The following is a 17,969-nucleotide window of genomic DNA, read 5'->3' as shown; positions in this document are numbered from 1 at the left end:
GTGAGGGGCAGGTCGCGGAGGGCGAGGGGCAAAAAAATACGGTGATACCGGGCATGGCGGGCCGCGTTGAACAGGCACCAGGCGCCGGGCCGGGGCCTGGGCACCGGCCGCGGCCGGGTGCCGATGCGAGCCACGCCAGACATCTCGGCCGCCAGCGCCCCGGCTTGAGGCCACCCGGCGCCGCGGCCGGGCTGCGCTGTCCACAATGCCGCGCTTATCGCCAGCCAGTGTCGCCGGGCGGTGCCGGCGGCTTGCGCTGGCCAGGGGGGCTGCGGGCCGCCGAGTGCTGTAATGCGGCCAGCGCGCCCGGCGGGCGCGTGCGCCTGGGCCGGGCAGCAGTTGGAACGGCTGGCCGGCCCGCGTGGCTGGCGGCGCCCACTCGCGAAGCAAGGCATGTCGCAACCCGACGCACCGAGCCCGATCGACCCCGCAGCGCCTGCGCCCCGGCCCGCCCCGGCCGCCGTGCCCGCGGCGCCGCGGACGCTGTGGCCCTGGTGGCTGGCGGCCGCCATCGTGGCGCTGGCGCTGGCGGTGGTGGCGCTTGAACACCGGCGCCTGTCGGCCGAGCGGGCCACGCAGCTCGAGGCGCTGGCCGATCGGCAGGTCAGCCAGGTGCTGGTGTGGCTGGGCGAGCGCACCGCGCAGGCGCGCTTCGTGCGCAACAGCAGCGAGTGGGCCAGCCTGTACCAGCGCTGGCAGCGCGGCGGCGATGACCTGGCCCGGCGCGACCTGATCGAGCGGCTGATCGAGCTGCGGCGCGCCTGGGGCGACGCCGAGGCGATGGTGCTCGATGGCGAGGGCCGGGTGCTGTTCGACGAGTCGGCCGATGGCCAGGCCCGGCCGCTGCCCGAGACCTTGCGCGAGACGGCGCTGCAGGCCATGCGCAGCGGCGAGGTGCGCATCGGCGCGCTGCATGTCGCCTCGGCGGCCCCCGATCTGCTGTGGCTGGATGTGGTGGCGCCGCTGGTGGCCACCGGCCTGCCGGCACCGGCGGCGGTGGTGCTGCGCATGGAGGCGCGCGAGCTGCTGCAGCCGCTGCTGGCGCCCTGGCCCGGGCCCGACCTGGGCGGGCGCAGCGAGCTGATGCGGCTGGAGGCCGACCAGCTGCTGCGCCTGGGCGGTGCCGAGCCGGTGCCGGTGGCGGCCTCGGGGCCGCTGGTGGCTGCGGTGCTGCGTGGCGAGCTGCCGCCGGCACGCGCCGCCGAGGGCCTGGCGGCCAGCGGCCGGCCGGTGCTGGGCGTGGTGCGCCCGGTGCCCGGCACCGACTGGTATCTGGTGGTGCAGATCGAGCGCGAGGCGCTGCGCCGCGAAAGCCTGGGCCGCGCCGCCTGGGTGTTGGGCCTGGCCGCGCTGGCGCTGCTGGCCACCTGGGTGAGCGCCTCGCGCCTGCGCGACCGCCAGGCGCTGCAGGCCGCGGGCATCCGCCAGGCCGAGCGCGAACGCGCCGAGGCCGAGTTGCGCGACAGCGAGGCCACCCAGCGCGCGCTGCTGGCGGCCATCACCGACGGCATGTTCGTGGCGCAGGATGATCGCTTCGTGTTCGTCAACCCGGCGCTGGAGGCCCTGCTGGGCTGGCCCGCCGGCGGCCTGCTGGGCCAGGGCTTTGCGGCCGTGGTGGCGCCCGACGACCTGGCGCTGTGGCACCTGCGCCTGCAGACCCGTGCCATGGCACACGGAGCGCCCGACGAGCTGCCGGCCCAGCGCCTGGCGGTGCGCCTGCTGCCGCGCGGCCGGCACACGCCGCTGTGGGTGGAGGTCAATGCCTGCGGCATGGTGCACCGCCAGCAGGCCGCGGTGCTGGGCCTGGTGCGCGACATCAGCGCCCAGCGCGAGGCGCAGGACGAGCTGGCGCGCCACCGCCACCAGCTCGAGCAGCTGGTGACCGCGCGCACCGCGGCCTTGCAGCAGGCCAATGCCGCGCTCACCGAGAGCGAGCGCTTCCTGCACACGGTGGCCGACAACCAGCCCGGCCTGCTGGCCTACTGGGATGCCGGGCTGCGCTGCCGCTTTGCCAACCGCGCCTATTGCGACTGGTGGGGGCGCAGCGCGGCCGAGCTGGACGGCCTGCCGCTGCAGGCCCTGGTGGGTAGCGAGCGCAGCGCCGACATCGAGGCGCTGCTGCCGGCGCTGGCGCGTGGCGAGCTGCAGCAGTCGCTGCGCCTGTCGCGCAGCGTGGCCGGGCGCGAGATGTACGGCATGGTGAGCTACATCCCCGACCGCGTGGACGGCCAGCTGCGCGGCCTGCTGCTGCTGGTGTCGGATGTCAGCGAGCTCAAGCGCGCCGAGCTGCAGCTGCAGCAGGCCAATGCCGAGCTGGTGCGCTCGCGCGATGCGGCCGAGGCCGCCAGCCGGGCCAAGAGCGCCTTTCTGGCCAACATGAGCCACGAGATCCGCACGCCGCTCAACGCCATCACCGGCCTCACCCACCTGCTGCGCCGCGAGGCCGGCGACGAGCGCACCCGCGAGCGCCTGGGCAAGGTGGCCGATGCCGCGGGCCACTTGATGCGGGTGGTCAACGACGTGCTCGACCTGTCCAAGATCGAGGCGGGCGCGGTCGAGCTGTCGCGGCTGCCGTTCTCGCTGGCAGCGGTGCTGGCGCATTGCGAATCGCTGGTTGGCGAGCGCGCGCGCGCCAAGCAGCTGCATTTGCGGCTGGACCGCGGCGCGGCGCCCGATGCGCTGTGCGGCGACGCCACTCGCCTGACCCAGGCGCTGCTGAACCTGCTGGGCAATGCGGTGAAGTTCACCGAGCAGGGCGAGGTCTCGCTCGAGGTCACGGTGCAGGCGCAGCAGGCGCAGCGCATCGGCCTGCGCTTCACGGTGCGCGACACCGGCCTGGGCATCACCGAGGCGCAGCTCGAGCAGTTGTTCGAGCCCTTCGTGCAGGCCGACGCCTCCACCACCCGCCGTTTCGGCGGCACCGGCCTGGGCCTGGCGATCACCCGCCATCTGGTGCAGCTGATGGGCGGCGAGGTGGGCGTGCTGAGCCAGCCCGGGCATGGCAGCGAGTTCTGGTTCAGCGCCTGGTTCGACCGGGTCGAGGCGCGGGGGCCGGCGCGGCTGGCGGCCGGCTCAGGCGCTGCAGAGGGTGATGGTGAAGGTGAGGGCGAGGGCAAGGGCGAGGTTGATCGCGCGGCCCGTGGCGAAGTGGGTGGCGAGGTGGACGGCGAGTTGGATGGCGAGGCCCGCCTGCGCCGCTGCCATGCCGGGGCCCGCGTACTGGTGGCCGAGGACAACGCGGTCAACCAGGAGGTGGCCACCGAGCTGTTGCGCGCCGCCGGCCTGCAGGCCGCGGTGGCACCCGACGGTGAACTGGCCCTGGCCATGGCCCAGGCGCAGCCCTTCGACCTGGTGCTGATGGACATGCACATGCCGCGCATGGACGGCCTGGAGGTCACGCGCCGCCTGCGCGCGCTGCCGGCGCTGGCCGGCGTGCCGATCATCGCGATGACCGCCAATGCCTTTGCCGAAGACCGCGCCGCCTGCCTGGCCGCCGGCATGAACGCCCATGTGGCCAAGCCGCTTGATCCGGCGCGGCTGTATGCCGCGCTGCTGCAGTGGCTGCCGCCGCGCCCGGCAGGCGCGGCCGGCGTGGCCGACGCGCTGCGGCCCGAAACGCCACCCGAACCGCCGCCTGAACCGCCGCCTGAACCGCCGCCTGAACCGCCACCATCCCGCGCCGCCGCCTGGGCCGAGCCCGCCGTGGCCCTGCCGCTGCCGCTGCCGCAGATCGCCGGCCTGCATGCCGCGGCCGTGGTGGCGCAGCTGGCCGGGCGGGTGGACCTGTACCGGCGCGTGCTGGCGCAGTTCGTCAAGACCTATGGCGATGCGCAGGGGCCGTTGGCGCGGGCGCTGGCCGACACGCCGCCCGCGGCGCTGGGCGAGGCGGTGCACAGCCTGCGCGGCGCGGCCGCGGCCATCGGCGCCGAGCCGCTGGCTGCGCTGGCCGGGGTGATCGAGGGCCGCGGCGGTGGCCAGGCGCTGTCGGCCGCGCAGCGCGCGCTGGCGGTCGGCCAGTTGCAGCAGGCGCTGTCGGAGCTGCTGACCGAATTGCGCCACTGGCTGGCCGAGACCGAAGCGCCGGCTTCGCCACCACCACCCGTCCCGCCACCGGTGCCGCCACCGGCGCACTCGCCAGCGCCATCGCCACCGCCAGCGCCACCGCCATCATCGCCGTGACCGGCCGGCTGGCCGCGGCGGCCGCTCTCAGCGGCCGTGAAACTGCGCCAGCCGCTTCTCGGCCAGTGCACGCTGGCCTTCCTGCAGGTCGTCGCTGGCGGCGCACAGCGCCTCGCGCTCGCGCAGCACCGACAGGTGGTACTCGGCGCGGGCCACCTCGTTGAGCGAGCTTTTCATGCCGCGCAGGGCCAGCGGCGCGCCGGCGCCGAGGGCCGCCACCAGCTGCGCCACCTCGGCGTCCAGCCGGTCGGCCGGCACCAGGCGGTCGAGGTAGCCCATGGCCAGCAGCTGCTCGGCCGCCACCTCCTCGGCCAGCAGGAACAAGCGCTTGGCCTGCTGCAGGCCCAGCCGTGTGACGTATCGGCGCAGGCCGCTGGCGTAGTAGTGCAGGCCGATGCGTGCGGCCGGCATGCGCAGCACCATGCCCTGCACGCCGACGCGGAAGTCGCAGGCCAGCGCCAGATCGGTGGCGCCGCCGTACACGCCGCCCTGCAGCCGGCACACCGTGGGCACCGGCAGCGCCTCGAGCGCATCCACCGTCTCCTCGAACAGGCGCGGCCCGGCGCCCACCGCACCCGGCGTGCCGCTGTCGGCGGCGGCCAGCGCGCCCAGGTCGAAGCCCGAGCAAAAGCTCTTGCCACCGGCGGCCAGCACCACCACGCGCAGCTCGGGCAGGGCCTGCAGGGTCTGCACATGCTGTTGCAGGGCCAGCAGGTCTTCCACCTGCAGGCGGTTGTGGTGGGCCGGGCGGCTCAGCGTGATGGTGGCGTGGCCCGCGCTGATCTGCAGGCGCGGCGGGCCGGGGGGCAGGGCATCGGTGTTCATGCGCCGATGGTAGCCAGCCGGCGTGACGCGGCGCTGGTGGCCGGGCCCGGCCTCGGCTCAGGCCCCGGCTCAGGCTCAGGCTCAGGCTCAGGCTCAGGCTCAGGGCCCCAGCTGCTGCACCCGCTGCTCGGCAGCGCCCACGTCCTTGGTCAGCTCGGCCAGATAGCGCGAGCGCTCCTCGCTGGTCCACTCGGTGCTGGCAAACGCGGCCAGGCTGGCCACGGCCGACTGCAGCACCAGGCCCGGCAGGCGCGGCAGCATCACGCGGTCGGGTGTGGTGTCGGGCAGCAGCAAGAAGGCCTCGACATCGCGCAGCCGCAGCGGCAGCGCCGGCCGGCGGTCATGCACCAGGCGGCCGTTGACCGGCAACCTGAAGCGCGTGGCGCCCGCCGGCAGCTCGCCGTTGAAGCTGATCAGCGCAAAGGGCTGGCCCTGGGCATCGTCCACCCGGCCGCTCACCACGTAGCGGCCGGCCAGGCGGATCTCCACCGGCAGCACAAAGTGCAGCGCGCCGTCTACCAGGGTTTCGTGGGCGCCCGGGCGCCATTCGGCGGCCGTCTGCGGGCTGTAGATCAGGTCGAAGTAGATGAAGCCCGGCTGGCCGGCGTGTTCGAGCAGCAGCTCCAGGCGGATCAGGCCGGCGTAGGCGCCGAAGCCCTGCGCCGCGGGCCGCATCACCGCGGTGAACACGCCGTCGCCGGCCAGCAGGTCGCCGGCCACGCCGCCATCGTTGACCGGCATCGCGAACTCGGCGGTGCTGGCGGTGCGCCCGGGCGGCGTGACTTCGCGCATCACCGCGCGGCCCACGCGCAAGGGCAGCTTGCGGCCCTCGCCGTCCACCAGGGCCAGGGTGATGCGGCTGCTTTCGCTGCCGGCGGCAAACACGCGCTCCTGCGTGGTCTGCAGCCGCACGCCCTGGGCCACGCTGCCGCCACCGGGCATGCGCAGCGGGTGGCTTTCGGCCACCGGTGCAAAGGGCTGCTGCTGGTCGGGGTGCTCGTCGATCGGGCGGCTGTCGTGCGGGTAGCGCGCGGCCTTCTGGTAGGCGGCCAGGGCTTCGCGTGCGCGCTCGAGCTGCTGCCGGGCCAGCGCCAGCTGCTCGCGGCGCAGCGCCTCGCCCTGGGCGCTGAAGGGTGCGGCCGACGCCGCGGCGCGGGCCGGCGCGGGCGGTGTGGCGGCCAGGCCGGCGGGTGGAGCCGGCGTGGCCGCCGGGCCGGCGATCACGCGCACGGCCTGGTGCGCAGCGGCCGATTGCAGCCGCCACAGCAGGCCGCCGCCCAGCAGCAGCACGGCCACCACCGCCACGGCCAGCAGCAGCCGCCCGGGCGCGCGGCCGCGCGCCAGGCTCATTGCGCGTTGGCGGCCATGTCGGCGCGGGCACGGCCCACCACGCCGGCCCAGTTGCCCTGGGTGTAGTGGTTGGCGGCCTCGGCATCGTCGCGGAACACCACCGAGTGGTTGCTCCACTTGGCGCGGCCGCCCTGGGCCGCGGCGGTGCCCAGCGTCAGGTCATTGCACAGCCAGTCGGAGGGGTTGCAGTAGCTGGCGCCACCGCTGCCCGAGATGCCGCCCGACGAGTGGTAGGCAATGGCCTCGTCGTCCTGCCCGGGCAGCACAAACGAGTACAGCGTGCCGCTGGCACCGGCGTACATGTAGAACATGCGGCCACCGGTGGCGTTGTGGTTGTACATCGCGCGGGCGGTGCTGGTCTTGAGGTCGGCCACCAGCGGCTCGCTGAGCGCCCAGTCGCCGGCATTGGCCAGCTCGCTGCCACCGGCGGCGCCGCCGGCCACGTTCACCCACTTGATGTTCCAGCCGGTCTGCGTGCCGCCGTCGCTGTTGCTGCACTGGCCGCCGGCATTGGGGCTGGGCGTCTTCTTGTAGCGCGCGCTGGTGCCGTACAGCGACAGCGCGTAGCCGATCTGCAGGTTGCCGGCCGAGTGCGCGGCCACGTAGCACCAGTTGCTGCCGGTGCAGTAGCAGTCGAGCGCATCGCGCACGATGCCGTTGGTGTTGGCGATGTTGTTGTAGCCGTCCCAGTTGATGGCCTTCTTGTTCACGCCGGCGGCGGTGGTGGCCGGGCCCCAGTAGCTGAAATCGGCATGGTTGTGCACCTGGCCGCCACCGGTGCGGCCATTGATCCACAGGCTGTAGTTGGTGGCCTGGGCGGCCAGTGCCAGGGCGCCGGCCAGCGCCATGGCGCCCAGCATCAAGGTGCGACGAATCGTGGACATGGGGCTCCTCCCGCAGGGTGCGGCCGGCGCCGGGCGGCGCAGCCGGACACGGAGTGTTCGTGAAGCGCCGGCGATGCTGCCTGAGGATTTGCCATGATTGCGTGACAGCCCGAGCCGGCTGCAAGTCCGCCCGCGGCAACAGCGCGCTATCCCGGGGGTGGCGGGCCGCGGCAACAGCGCGCTATCCCGGGGGTGGCGGGCCGTGGTGGCAACCCACAATCGGCGGCATGCGCACGGCCCTCAACCCTCCGCCCGAGCCGGGCCCCCAGCCCGATTCAGCGGCCGCCTGGCGCCGGCTGATGATCACGCTGGCGCTGATGACCATCGGCTCGGCCGGCATGTACGTGGTGTCGGTGGCGCTGCCGGCGGTGCAGGCCGAGTTTGGCGCCACGCGGGCCGAGGCCTCGCTGCCCTACACGCTGCAGATGATCGGCTTTGGCCTGGGCTGCCTGCTGGCCGGACGCCTGACCGACCGCTTCGGCCTGGTGCCGGTGGTGCGCATGGGTGCGGTGTGCCTGGGCGCGGGCTTTGCGCTCAGCGGGCTGGCGGCCAGCCTGTGGCTGTTTGCGCTGGTGCAGGGCGTGCTGGTGGGCCTGCTGGGCGCGGCCACCAGCTTTGTGCCGCTGGTGGCCGACACCACGCTGTGGTTCGTGCGCCGGCGCGGCATCGCGGTGGCGGTGTGCGCCAGCGGCAACTACGTGGCCGGCGCGCTGTGGCCGCCCATCGTGCAGCCGGCGGTGCAGTGGCTGGGCTGGCGCCACACCTACATGGCACTGGGCCTGTTCTCGCTGCTGAGCATGCTGGCGCTGTCGCGCGGGCTGCGCGGGCGCTCACCGGCGGCGCCGGTGCAGGCCGTGGCGGCCGGGGCCGCCGGCCACGCTGGCGCAGCCGCGCCGGCCGGCCAGGTGCCGCACGGTCAGCGGCCCTTCGGCCTGGCGCCCAGGCTGGCGCTGGCCCTGCTGTGCGTGGCCGGCACCGCCTGCTGCGTGGCCATGGCCATGCCCCAGGTGCACATCGTGGCCTACTGCGGCGATCTGGGCTACGGCGTGGCGCGCGGCGCCGAGATGCTGAGCCTGATGCTGGGCTGCGGCATCGTCAGCCGCCTGGTCTCGGGCGCCATCTGCGACCGCATCGGCGGCGTGCGCACCCTGCTGCTGGGCTCGCTGCTGCAGGGGCTGGCGCTGCTGCTGTTCATCCCCTTCGACGGCCTGCTGTCGCTGTACCTGGTGTCGGCGCTGTTCGGGCTGTTCCAGGGCGGCATCGTGCCCAGCTACGCGATCATCGTGCGCGAGCACTTTGCGGCGGCGCGCGCCGCCACCACCACCGGCTGGATCATCATGTTCACGCTGTTCGGCATGGCGCTGGGCGGCTGGATGAGCGGCAAGGTGTTCGACCTCACCGGCAGCTACCACGCGGCCTTTCTCAACGGCATCGCCTGGAACGCGCTGAACTTCAGCGTGGCGCTGTTCCTGTGCTGGCGCACCGGCGGGCGCGGACGCGCGGCGCCGCCGCTGGTGCTGCCGGCGGCCAGCAAGGCGTGATTCACGCGCTGCGGGCGGGAGGGTGCCGTGCGCCGCCTGTCACCAGCTTTCCGAGTAGGGCCGCAGGTCGAGCTCGAAGCTCCAGGCATCGCGCGGCTGGCGGTGCAGCTGCCAGTAGCTCTCGGCGATGTGCTCGGGGTTCAGGATGCCGTCCTGCGCCTTGAGCGCATACCGCTCGGGAAAGTTGCTGCGGATGAACTCGGTGTCGATCGCGCCATCGACCACCACATGCGCCACATGGATGCCCAGCGGCCCCAGCTCGCGCGCCATGCTCTGCGCCAGCGCGCGCAGCGCATGCTTGGCGCCGGCAAAGGCGGCAAACCTGGCGGCCCCGCGCAGCGAGGCGGTGGCGCCGGTGAACAGGATGCTGCCGCGGCCGCGCGCCACCATGCGCCTGGCCACCTCGCGGCCATTGAGAAAGCCGCCAAAGCAGGCCATCTCCCAGATCTTGAAGTACTTGCGCGCCGTCTCGTCGAGGATGCTGCAGGGCACGTTGGCGCCGATGTTGAACACCAGCACCTCGATCGGTCCGATCTCGCGCTCGATGCGCTCGACCAGGGCCACCACCTCGTCCTCCTGGCGGGCGTCGGAGCTGAAGCCGTGTGCGCGGCCGCCAGCGGCCTCGATGGCCTGCACCAGCGGCACCAGCTTGTCGGCGGTGCGCCGGGTGACGCAGGCGGTGTAGCCACCCGCGGCAAAGCGCCGCGCAATGGCGCCGCCGGTGGCATCGCCGGCGCCCACCACCAGGGCCACGCCGGGGCGGGGGTCGGGGGCGGGGTGGGCGCCGCTGGCCGGGCGGGCCTGGGTGCTGCGGTCGGGGTCGGTGGCGGTGTCGGTGTCGGTGTCGGTGTCGGGGTTCATGGCCTGTCTCCGGCAAACGGTTCAAGCGGGGCTGGACGCGGCGTCGCCGGGGCCTGCGGCCGCGGCCAGGGCCACGCGCCGGTTGGCGGCCAGGATCTCGTGGCGCGTGCGGTCGCTTTGCACCACCCGCGCCAGCATCAGGGCGCCCACGCACTGCGACAGCAGCGCCCAGGCAGTGTCGCCATCGCCCGCCAGCGCGCCGGCCCATTGCTGCTGCAGTTGCCGCAGCGACTGCTCCACGCCCGTGCGCACCGCCGGCCCGGCGCGGGCGATCTCGGCGCCCAGCGCCGGCAGCGCGCAGCCGGCCTCGGGCTGCTGCGCATGGGCGTGGCTGAGGTAGCGCTTGAGGCTGCGCGCCAGCTGGCTGCGGGCGGCGGCGGCAGTGCGGCCGGCCGGCGGCGGCCCGGCGGCCTGGCCCAGCAGGGCCGCGCTGTGTTCGAGCTCGCGTTCCACCAGGGTCGCAAACAGCTCGGCCTTCGAGCCGAAGTGGCTGTAGAACGCGCCACCGCTCAGGCCCACGGCCTGCATCAGCGCATCGACCCCGCTGCCGTCGAAGCCGCGGCGCTTGGCGATGGCGCGGCTGCTGTCGAGCAGGCGCTCGCGGGTGGCCTGCTTGTGCGTGGCGGCATAGCGCATGGGCTGGGGGATTCTCGGGTTGACGTTGAGGCGGTGGCCAGCATACGCTGGCTTTGACAAACGGTCGTTCAGTCATAACCCGCAAAGACGCAGGGCGACCCAACGGCCTGTCAATCCAGCGACCTGGCGACCTGGCGCCTCAGGAGATCCCCATGAACACCCGGCAGGCAGAGTTCTTCTTCGACGTGGGCAGCCCGGCCAGCTACCTGGCCTGGACCCAGCTGCCCGCGATCTGCGCCGCGGCTGGCGCCGAGCTGCTGCTGCGGCCCATGCTGCTGGGCGCGGTGTTCCAGGCCAGCGGCAACGCCTCGCCGATCACGGTGCCGGCCAAGGGCCGCTACATCATGCGGGACTTCCAGCGCTACGCCCGCCGCTACGGCGTGCCGCTGCTGATCAACCCGCACTTCCCGATCAACACCCTGGTGCTGATGCGCGGTGCGGCGGGCCTGCAGCGCGAGCAGCCCGAGCGGCTGGACGCCTACCTGCGCTGCGTGTTCGAGGCCATCTGGGTGCACGGCCTGAACATGAACGACCCGGCCGAGGTGGCGCGCGTGCTGGCGGCGGCGGGCCTCGATGCCGCGGCGCTGCTGGCGCTGGCCAACGCCGATGCCACCAAGGCCGCGCTGCGCGCCAGCACCGATGAGGCCGTGGCGCGCGGCGTGTTCGGCGCGCCGAGCATCTTTGTCGGCGGCGAGCTGTTTTTCGGCCAGGACCGGCTCGATTGGGTGCGCGAGGCGCTGGCCGGCTGACACGCGGTGAACGGCCGTGCTGCGCGGGCCCGTTCACAGCTTGCGGGGCCTGGGTTGGCCCGAGCGGCCGCCGCAAGCCCTCACAGGTGCAGGTCGCGCTCCAGTGCGGCCAGCACCGCGTCGATCACCACCTGCGTGCCCAGCCGGCAGGCCAGGGTTTCGCTGCCGGCCAGCGTGCCCAGCTCGGCCAGCTTGTTGGCCGGCGCGCCGCCCAGGCACAGCCGCCAGTGCGCGCAGCCGCTGCGGCAGGCGGCCACGCCGGTGTCGATCTCGGCCTGCCAGCGCCGCAGCGCGGCCTGCTGGCCCAGGCCAGGCCAGTCGATCGCGTCGCTGGCCAGGTTGCCCAGCAGCGCCGGCCCAAGGCGCGCATGCCGCGTGCCCAGCAGCTCGGGCGACCAGAAGCAGTAGCCGCCGTCGTGGGCCACGCTGAGCAGCTGCCCGGCCTGGTTCTGCACATTGCCGTGGCGCTGGCCGAAGGCCGGGTCGCGCAGGCCGGCCAGCACCTGGGCCACCTCGCGCACACGCAGCGCGCCCGGCGCGGCGGCCAGGCGCTCGATCAGGCGTTGCCAGAAGGCGCGCGCCGCGGCCTCGGCGCCCGCGGCCTGCAGCGTGGTGTGGCCGTGTGCGGCCTCCAGCTCCTCGGTGTTGAAGCCGGCCTCGCGCGTGCCGAGTGCGGCAAAAAAATCGAACACTGCATCGGGCTGATCGAGGGCCGGGCGGGTGAGCACGGCAATGGTGTGAAAGCCGATGCCGGCCTCGCGCAGCGCTGCGATGCCCTGCAGCACCCGGGCATGCGTGCCGCGGCCGCTGCGGGTGCGGCGCTGGGCGTCGTGCAGCACGGCGGGGCCGTCGATGCTGACGCCCACGCGCACGCCGTGGCGCTGAAAAAACGCACACCAGGCCGCGTCGATCAGCACGCCATTGGTCTGGAAGTGGTGGGTCACCGGGCGGCCGCCGGCATGGCGGGCGATCACGGCAAAGGCCGCCTCGTACCAGCGCCGCGGCACGGCCATTGGCTCGCCGGCGTGCCACACCACGCTGAGCCGGTCGCCCACCAGGCCACTGGCCATCACCTGGGCCATCACGCGGTCGAGCACCGGCAGGGCCATGCGCGCACGCTGCTGGCGGTCGGGCAGGTAGCAGTAGCCGCAGTCGAGGTTGCAGAACGGGCTGGGCTGCAGCACCAGCAGCTGCAGGCCGCCGGCCCGCAGCGCGACCGGCGGCGCCTGGACCCACGGTGTGGCTGCGCTGCGTGCTGCGGGCATGGCCAGCGCTGCGGGCCCGGCAGGCAGGGCGCGCCGGATGGGCAGCGGCACCCGGCTCAGGCGCATGGCGGCCCGCTGCGCCGGCGGGCGCTCACAACTTGCCCCAGTTGTTCCAGTTGTTCCAGTTGGCCCACTTCGACCAGTTGGCCCAGTTGGGCCAGTTGAACCACTGGCCCAGCTCGCCGGCCTGGCCGGCAGCCTCAGCCGAGGCGGTCGTGTTGCTCGCGCCAATCGCGCCGGGCGTGCCAGGTGTCGCGCTGCCGGCCTGGTCGGCGGCCAGCAGGCGGCTGCGGATCGCGTCGAGCCGGCTCACCACCGGCGCCTCGGGCGGCGTTGCCGCGGCCTCGGCCGCGGTGGCGTTGGCGCCTGCCGCGCTGCTGGCCCCGGTGGCGCCCAGCAGCGCCAGCAGCGCGGCCAGCCAGCGTGGCCGGGCACGGCGTGGGCGCGGGGGTGGGCGATGGCGGCGGGGTCATGGCGGGGGGGCTTGGTGCGGGCGTGATGCAGGGCGTGGTGCAGGGCGGCGGGGTGGCCGGATCAAGGGCTCTTGGGTGGCGTGGTGGCCGCCGCGCCGGGTGCCGCGCTGGCCGGGGCATGGCGCCGGTGGTCTTGCAGCACCTCGGTGCCCAGGCGCAGCAGCGCGCCGGTGCTCCAGGGCACGCCCAGCAGGCGTGGCAGCGGGTTGTGGGCATCGGGGCTGCGCACCACCACCAGCCAGCCGTCCCACGGGGTGCCGGGCCGGCCGACGCGGAAATCGGTGGCGCTGCGCGGCAGCCGGCCGAAGTTCAGGCTGGCCAGCGGCACCGGCGGCGTGGTGGCCTGGCCGGCATGCGATTGCACCGCTTGCAGGGCGTAGGCGCGCACCTGCACCGTGTCGCGCAGGTTGGCGCCTTGCCCCACCGGCAGGCCGCGCAGCAGCACCAGGCAGTGCGCGTCGCTGCGGTGCACGCTGATGCGGAAGCTGCTTTCGCCGGCGTCCACCAGCTCGCGGGCCAGATCGTCGCGCAGCGTGGCGCAGCCGTCGCCGGGCTGGGGCGCGGCCAGGCTGTCGAGGGCGTCGGCGGCCGGGGCCGGCACCAGACGCTGGGCGCCGTCGGTCACCACGCGCCAGGCCTCGCCGCCAATGCGCATGGCGCGGCCACCGGGCATGCGCCAGGTGGCGGCGGCCATGCCAATGGTCTCGGGTGCCTGGCGGCGCAGGGTTTCAGCCACGCGGTCGTTGTAGACCACGGCCAGCGGCTGCGACAGCTCGGCGCTGTGGCCCAGATCGGGGTTGTCCCACTGCAGCCGCAGCAGGGTGACGGTGGCCGGCGTGGCCGGCCGGCCGTCGTTGCCCGGGGGGTCGCCGTTGGTGGCCATCAGCACATGGCCCATCAGCGCGTCGAACACCAGCGCCGGCTCGCGTTCGCGTGGCAGCGCGGCGATCTGCTGGCCCAGCACGCACTGCCCGTTGGCATGCAGCGTGGCGCTGAACATCAGGCCGTTGCGGGTGTCGACCATCGGCGCCTGGCGCGTGTCGACGCGCGCCCGGCCGAGATCGTCGCGGGTGACGAACACGCCGCGGCGCGGGTAGGTGTTCTGGCGCGCGCCCTCCACCGGCAGCAGCACGCCGGGCAGGCCGTCGCAGACATCGCGGTAGCGCGGGTCTTCGCCCTGCAGGTCGACGATGCGCGCGGTGTCGCCCACCGGCATCACCGGGTCGGTGTGCCACAGCGCACGGGTGAGCACGGCGCGCAGCTTGCCGTTGACGTTGGGCTCGATGGCCCGCATGGCCAATGGCAGCACGCGGCTCAGGGCCGAGGCCTTGCCGGGCGAGTAGCGGTCGGCCAGCACGCCGTCGGACATGCCGGCAAACGACACGCCCAGGCCCTGGCGTGCGGTCTCGAACTGCTGCGCGGCCTGCAGCAGCTCCTGCAGCTCGTGGGCGCCGCCGCCGATCTCGGGCCAGGCATTGCGCAGCGTGGCCAGGTTGGCCGCGTCGGCCGATTCGAAGTACAGCGCCGCGCGTTCGATCACCGGGCCCTGCACGCCGTAGATGAAGGCCAGCGCCAGGCCCATCAGGGCCAGCGCACCCAGGCCGGCGGTGGCCAGCGCGGCCTGCCTGCGCAGGCTGTTGCGCTCTTTGCCCGAGGCGGCCAGCAGGCTGCTCTCGGAGCGCTGGAAGAAGCGGGCCACCTCGTCGAAGCCCAGGCCGTCCAGCTCGGGCCCGCGCGGTGTGCGCGGCAGCCAGGCTTGCCACTCGCGCCAGGCCTCGGCCGGATCGCGCGGCGGCAGCACCCAGCCCGATGGTGCGGCCCCGGGCGTGCCGGGCGTGGCGGCTGCTGCCGCGGTGGCCACCTGTGCGGCTGCCGCCGCGGCGGGGCCGGTGGTGGCGGGCGCCGTGGCGCTGAACACCGCGGCCAGGCCGGCGTCCTTCATGCGGCGCAGCAGGCGGTCTTCCATCAGGTCGGCCGCGGCCTGGCCGCGGGCCTGCCAGTCGCGGCAGGCGGTCATCAGCTCGAGCACGCGGGTGAACTGCAGCGCGCCGGCATCGGCCAGCGCGCGCAGGCGCTGCCAGCCGCGGATGAAGGACTCGTGCGAGACCTTCAGCGTGATGCGGTCGGGGTTGTCGTCGTCCCAGTACAGGTAGTTGACCGAGTGGATCCAGCGGCCATGCAGCAGCGCCGAGAGCGCGTCGGCGCCGGCCGGATGGCTGGCCACGTACAGGCGCTGCTGGTTGTAGGTGCCGCTGGCCGGGTCTTTGTAGACCAGGCGGCGCAGCACATCGGCCAGCAGCATCTGCTGCGCGGCCGTGTGCTGGTGGAACTCATGCTCGGCCCAGCGCTCGAGCGCCAGGCGCAGCAGGTTGTCGGTGTGCGCCGGCAGCGTGGCGGGGGTTTCTTCGGCCAACGCGGCGCTGCACAGATCGTGGAAGTTGAGCTCGCCCGGCACGTCGCCCACCGCGCGCTGCTCGCGCCGCAGCGCGCGCTGCCACAGCCGCGCCAGCAGGTGCTGCAGCAGCGGCAGGTGGTCGGGGTCGTGGGCGATCTTGCGGGTGTCCTCGACCAGGCGCTCGACCACCGACGGATCGAAGCGCACCGTGCGTGGCAGCTCGGCGGCGCTGGCGTCGCGGCGCTCGCGCTGGCGCAGGCGCAAAAAGCGCTGCGCGGGTTTTTCGATCACCTCGCGCACCGCGGCGTCGTCGAGCCGGCTGACCAGAAACGCGCCGGCGTTGATGGCCTCGGGCAGGCCCAGGAAACCAGCGCAGTCGTTCAGGTGCTCGCTGCGCATGGTGATGGCCAGAAAGCAGCGCGGCGAGCCATTGCCGGCGCGGGCCTGGTGAAAGTGGTCGATCACGCGCTCGATCAGCTGCCGCGCATCGACCACCTCGCGGTTGCTGTGGTGGAACAGCTCCTCGAACTGGTCGATCACCACCAGCACGCAGGCCTTGGCGGCATCCACGCCCTCGGGCAGGTTGAGCTCGGGGCCGTAGGTGTCAACCACCCGGCCCAGGCCACCGGGGCGGCGCAGCAGCTCGGCAATGGCCTCGCGGCGCGCCGCGTTGGGGCCGCCGCGCAACGTGGCATCCAGACGCCAGGCCAGGCGGGTGATCGGCGTCTCGTCGGCAGCGGGCGCGCTGCGCTCGTCGCCGCCCGAGAAGTTGGTGCCGGGCGTGAAGACCACCGGCTCCCACAGATCGCCGACCTCGGCGATGCCGAACTGGCGCAGGTGCGGCACCACGCCGGCACGGATCAGCGAGCTCTTGCCCGAGCCCGAACCGCCGATCACCGCCACGAAGCGGGTGAGCGGCTGCGCCACGCCGGCAGCGGCCAGCATGGCGCTGTGGGCGCTTAGTGACAGCGTGCGGCCGGCGTCGTCGTGGTCGGCATCGGCCAGCACGCGCGGCAGGCGCTGGTCGTCGCCGGCCAGCGCGCCGTGGCCCAGCCGGCGCACGATCTCGGTCACCTGGGTGCGGCGGCCGTGCATCAGCATGTCCTCGTGGTCGAGGAAGGGCCGCAGGCCGGGGTAGGGCGTGCGCGGCAGGCGCTTGAGCAGTTCGTGTTGTTGCAGCGCGGACATGGCCTGGGCCTGGGTGCGGGTTCAGACCGGCGAGAGCTTGTGGCGCCGGCTGGTGCGGTCGAGCACGTCGTTCAGAAAGCGCGTCAGCTCGATGGCATCGCCCTGCTCGGGCAGCACCGCCTTGGGTGGCGGCGCCTCTTGCTGCTGGAAGCGCAGCACCTGCCAGCCCAGCGCCGGCACCGCCTGCTCGGCCTGCGGCTTGGGCGGGCTGAGGTAGGCCACGATGGCCGGCGCCAGCTCGGTGAGCCGGTCTTCCACCAGGTTGATCTGGCTGAGCAGCGAGCGCGCCTCCTTCTGGCCCCACAGCAGGATCAGGCCGTCGGCGTCGTCGAGGTTGAACAGGTCGATCTCGTCGATGTTCAGGCCGCTGGGCCGCAGGTTGAGCGGCACATGGATCTGGCGCTCATCGAGCAGCTTCTGCCACAGCGGGCGGATCTGCTCGCCCAGCAGCTTCCATTGCCAGGGCTCGTTGCGGTTGCTCTCGATGTACAGGCGCACCGGCCGCGCCGCCGCGGCCACCGCCTGCCCGACCACCGCTGGCGCGGCGGGCGGAAACAGCCGCGTCAGCAAGGCCGCCGGCAGCAGCTTGGGGCAGGCCAGTTTGGCCAGCCACTCGAGGTGCTCGGGCTCGGCGGGCTCGGTGGGCGGCACCTCGGACAGGTCGAGCGCAAACACCTGCTCGTCGGGCTTGCCCATCTTGCGCCAGCACTCCAGCAGCACCGCCAGCTGGCCACCGGCCACGGCCCACATGCGCGGCTGGCCCTGGTGAAAGGGCAGCACCAGGCGCTCGGCGTCGCGCAGGCGCGCGGCCAGCTGGGCGCGCTGGTCGAGCGCGGCAAAGTCGAGCAGCGCCACGCTGGGCTCGTGGGCCCGCGCGCTGGCGGCAAAGCCGGCGATGGCGGTTTCGAGCTCGGGCGCGCCCACGCCGATCAGCAGCCGCGTGGCCTGCGGGTTGGGCTGGGCGCCACCCAGATCGGCCTTGATCTTGCCCACCAGGTCGTCGCGCAGGCGGTCGAAGCGCCGCGCAAAGGCCTGGGTGGGGGCCTTGCCGTCGTCGCGCATCACCGCCACCGGGCGCGCCACCGCGTCGTCTTCGAAATAGGTCTGCCACACCGGGTTGCGGCCGGCAAACACCTGGCGCCACACCGGCTTGGCCGCGGCCAGGGTGATCGGCTCCTGTGCCAGCGCCACGATGTAGAGCCGGCCGTTCAGGCCCGCGTTGCCGAAGGCCTGCTGGAAGTACGCCAGCTCCTGGCCGCACCAGGCCGAATCGACATAGTGCCGGCCCACCACCACCACCACCGCAAACGAGCGCGCCACACGCGCCTTGAGCTGCTCAGACAGCTCGCCGGCCAGCGGGCCGTTGTCTTCGCTCAGGTGCACCGGCGGCAGCACGGCGCGGCCGGTGGGCACACGCGCCAGCTCGGCTGCGAGATCCTTGGTGAGCTCGCTGGCGAAGTCGCTCACCCAGTTGCCGTACACCTCGTTGTCGGCGTGGGCGTAGCTGACGAACACGCTGTGGTCGCAGTCGCGAAAGCGTACGAGCGGAGACATGATGGGTTGCCGGTTCCGGGGTCGGGCACGCCACAGGGCGTGCTGCTGTGCAGCGGGCCGCCACGCCCA

Annotated in this window: 12 protein-coding genes; 3 read left to right on the top strand and 9 right to left on the bottom strand. The window is 73.8% G+C overall.

Going from position 1 to position 17,969, the window contains the following annotated elements; genetic code table 11:
• The first annotated feature begins 393 nt into the window (after positions 1-393).
• Positions 394-4,179 (top strand): ATP-binding protein, encoded by a 3,786-nt coding sequence (locus tag N4G63_RS10985; RefSeq protein ID WP_314599669.1) that lies wholly within the window; start codon positions 394-396, stop codon positions 4,177-4,179.
• A gap of 27 nt (positions 4,180-4,206) precedes the next feature.
• Here the strand turns inward: N4G63_RS10985 and N4G63_RS10980 are convergent, their stop codons facing one another.
• The 3 genes from N4G63_RS10980 to N4G63_RS10970 all read right to left on the bottom strand — a co-directional run bounded on the left by N4G63_RS10980 (position 4,207) and on the right by N4G63_RS10970 (position 7,238).
• Positions 4,207-5,004 carry an enoyl-CoA hydratase/isomerase family protein gene (locus tag N4G63_RS10980; RefSeq protein WP_260788455.1) on the bottom strand — a complete coding sequence of 266 codons (798 nt, stop codon included), beginning with the start codon at positions 5,002-5,004 and terminating at the stop codon, positions 4,207-4,209.
• 99 nt (positions 5,005-5,103) lie between these two features.
• Positions 5,104-6,354 (bottom strand): hypothetical protein, encoded by a 1,251-nt coding sequence (locus tag N4G63_RS10975; protein ID WP_314599668.1) that lies wholly within the window; start codon positions 6,352-6,354, stop codon positions 5,104-5,106.
• Positions 6,351-7,238, bottom strand: a complete 888-nt coding sequence (locus N4G63_RS10970) for a hypothetical protein (RefSeq protein WP_260788453.1) — start codon at positions 7,236-7,238, stop codon at positions 6,351-6,353. The genes N4G63_RS10975 and N4G63_RS10970 overlap by 4 nt, the downstream gene beginning before the upstream one ends.
• A gap of 227 nt (positions 7,239-7,465) precedes the next feature.
• Here N4G63_RS10970 and N4G63_RS10965 point away from each other — a divergent pair, with 227 nt between their 5' ends.
• Positions 7,466-8,779 carry an MFS transporter gene (locus N4G63_RS10965; protein ID WP_443112026.1) on the top strand — a complete coding sequence of 438 codons (1,314 nt, stop codon included), beginning with the start codon at positions 7,466-7,468 and terminating at the stop codon, positions 8,777-8,779.
• Positions 8,780-8,818: 39 nt separating this feature from the next.
• Here N4G63_RS10965 and N4G63_RS10960 read toward each other — a convergent pair whose 3' ends face one another.
• Both N4G63_RS10960 and N4G63_RS10955 read right to left on the bottom strand, forming a co-directional pair.
• Positions 8,819-9,640, bottom strand: a complete 822-nt coding sequence (locus N4G63_RS10960; protein ID WP_260788452.1) for an SDR family oxidoreductase — start codon at positions 9,638-9,640, stop codon at positions 8,819-8,821.
• A gap of 21 nt (positions 9,641-9,661) precedes the next feature.
• Positions 9,662-10,276, bottom strand: coding sequence for a TetR/AcrR family transcriptional regulator (locus N4G63_RS10955; protein ID WP_260788451.1), 615 nt, complete (start codon positions 10,274-10,276; stop codon positions 9,662-9,664).
• Positions 10,277-10,428: 152 nt separating this feature from the next.
• On the opposite strand from N4G63_RS10955, the gene N4G63_RS10950 reads away from it, so the two are divergent.
• The gene (locus tag N4G63_RS10950) at positions 10,429-11,025 is read left to right on the top strand and encodes a 2-hydroxychromene-2-carboxylate isomerase (RefSeq protein WP_314599667.1); all 597 of its coding nucleotides are present in this window, start codon (positions 10,429-10,431) and stop codon (positions 11,023-11,025) included.
• Between the two features lie 80 nt (positions 11,026-11,105).
• On the opposite strand, the gene grrM is transcribed toward N4G63_RS10950, so the two are convergent.
• The 4 genes from grrM to N4G63_RS10930 all read right to left on the bottom strand — a co-directional run bounded on the left by grrM (position 11,106) and on the right by N4G63_RS10930 (position 17,900).
• Positions 11,106-12,356, bottom strand: a complete 1,251-nt coding sequence (gene grrM / locus N4G63_RS10945; RefSeq protein WP_314599666.1) for a cyclophane-forming radical SAM/SPASM peptide maturase GrrM/OscB — start codon at positions 12,354-12,356, stop codon at positions 11,106-11,108.
• Positions 12,357-12,381: 25 nt separating this feature from the next.
• Positions 12,382-12,603 carry a hypothetical protein gene (locus N4G63_RS10940; protein WP_260788727.1) on the bottom strand — a complete coding sequence of 74 codons (222 nt, stop codon included), beginning with the start codon at positions 12,601-12,603 and terminating at the stop codon, positions 12,382-12,384.
• A 221-nt stretch (positions 12,604-12,824) separates the two neighbouring features.
• Complete coding sequence (locus N4G63_RS10935) at positions 12,825-16,346, bottom strand: nSTAND1 domain-containing NTPase (RefSeq protein ID WP_260788450.1); 3,522 nt, start codon at positions 16,344-16,346, stop codon at positions 12,825-12,827.
• A 21-nt stretch (positions 16,347-16,367) separates the two neighbouring features.
• Positions 16,368-17,900 (bottom strand): TIR domain-containing protein, encoded by a 1,533-nt coding sequence (locus N4G63_RS10930; protein WP_260788449.1) that lies wholly within the window; start codon positions 17,898-17,900, stop codon positions 16,368-16,370.
• Between the last annotated feature and the right edge of the window lie 69 nt (positions 17,901-17,969).

This window comes from Aquabacterium sp. OR-4 (assembly GCF_025290835.2).
Taxonomy (GTDB): domain Bacteria; phylum Pseudomonadota; class Gammaproteobacteria; order Burkholderiales; family Burkholderiaceae_C; genus Pseudaquabacterium.
This window is presented reverse-complemented; position numbering and strand designations above follow the sequence as displayed.

Coding starts and splice junctions, on each gene's coding strand:
- N4G63_RS10985 (WP_314599669.1), top strand. CDS start 394: ATGTCGCAACCCGACGCACCGAGCCCGATCGACCCCGCAGCGCCTGCG.
- N4G63_RS10980 (WP_260788455.1), bottom strand. CDS start 5,004: ATGAACACCGATGCCCTGCCCCCCGGCCCGCCGCGCCTGCAGATCAGC.
- N4G63_RS10975 (WP_314599668.1), bottom strand. CDS start 6,354: ATGAGCCTGGCGCGCGGCCGCGCGCCCGGGCGGCTGCTGCTGGCCGTG.
- N4G63_RS10970 (WP_260788453.1), bottom strand. CDS start 7,238: ATGTCCACGATTCGTCGCACCTTGATGCTGGGCGCCATGGCGCTGGCC.
- N4G63_RS10965 (WP_443112026.1), top strand. CDS start 7,466: ATGCGCACGGCCCTCAACCCTCCGCCCGAGCCGGGCCCCCAGCCCGAT.
- N4G63_RS10960 (WP_260788452.1), bottom strand. CDS start 9,640: ATGAACCCCGACACCGACACCGACACCGACACCGCCACCGACCCCGAC.
- N4G63_RS10955 (WP_260788451.1), bottom strand. CDS start 10,276: ATGCGCTATGCCGCCACGCACAAGCAGGCCACCCGCGAGCGCCTGCTC.
- N4G63_RS10950 (WP_314599667.1), top strand. CDS start 10,429: ATGAACACCCGGCAGGCAGAGTTCTTCTTCGACGTGGGCAGCCCGGCC.
- grrM (WP_314599666.1), bottom strand. CDS start 12,356: ATGCGCCTGAGCCGGGTGCCGCTGCCCATCCGGCGCGCCCTGCCTGCC.
- N4G63_RS10935 (WP_260788450.1), bottom strand. CDS start 16,346: ATGTCCGCGCTGCAACAACACGAACTGCTCAAGCGCCTGCCGCGCACG.
- N4G63_RS10930 (WP_260788449.1), bottom strand. CDS start 17,900: ATGTCTCCGCTCGTACGCTTTCGCGACTGCGACCACAGCGTGTTCGTC.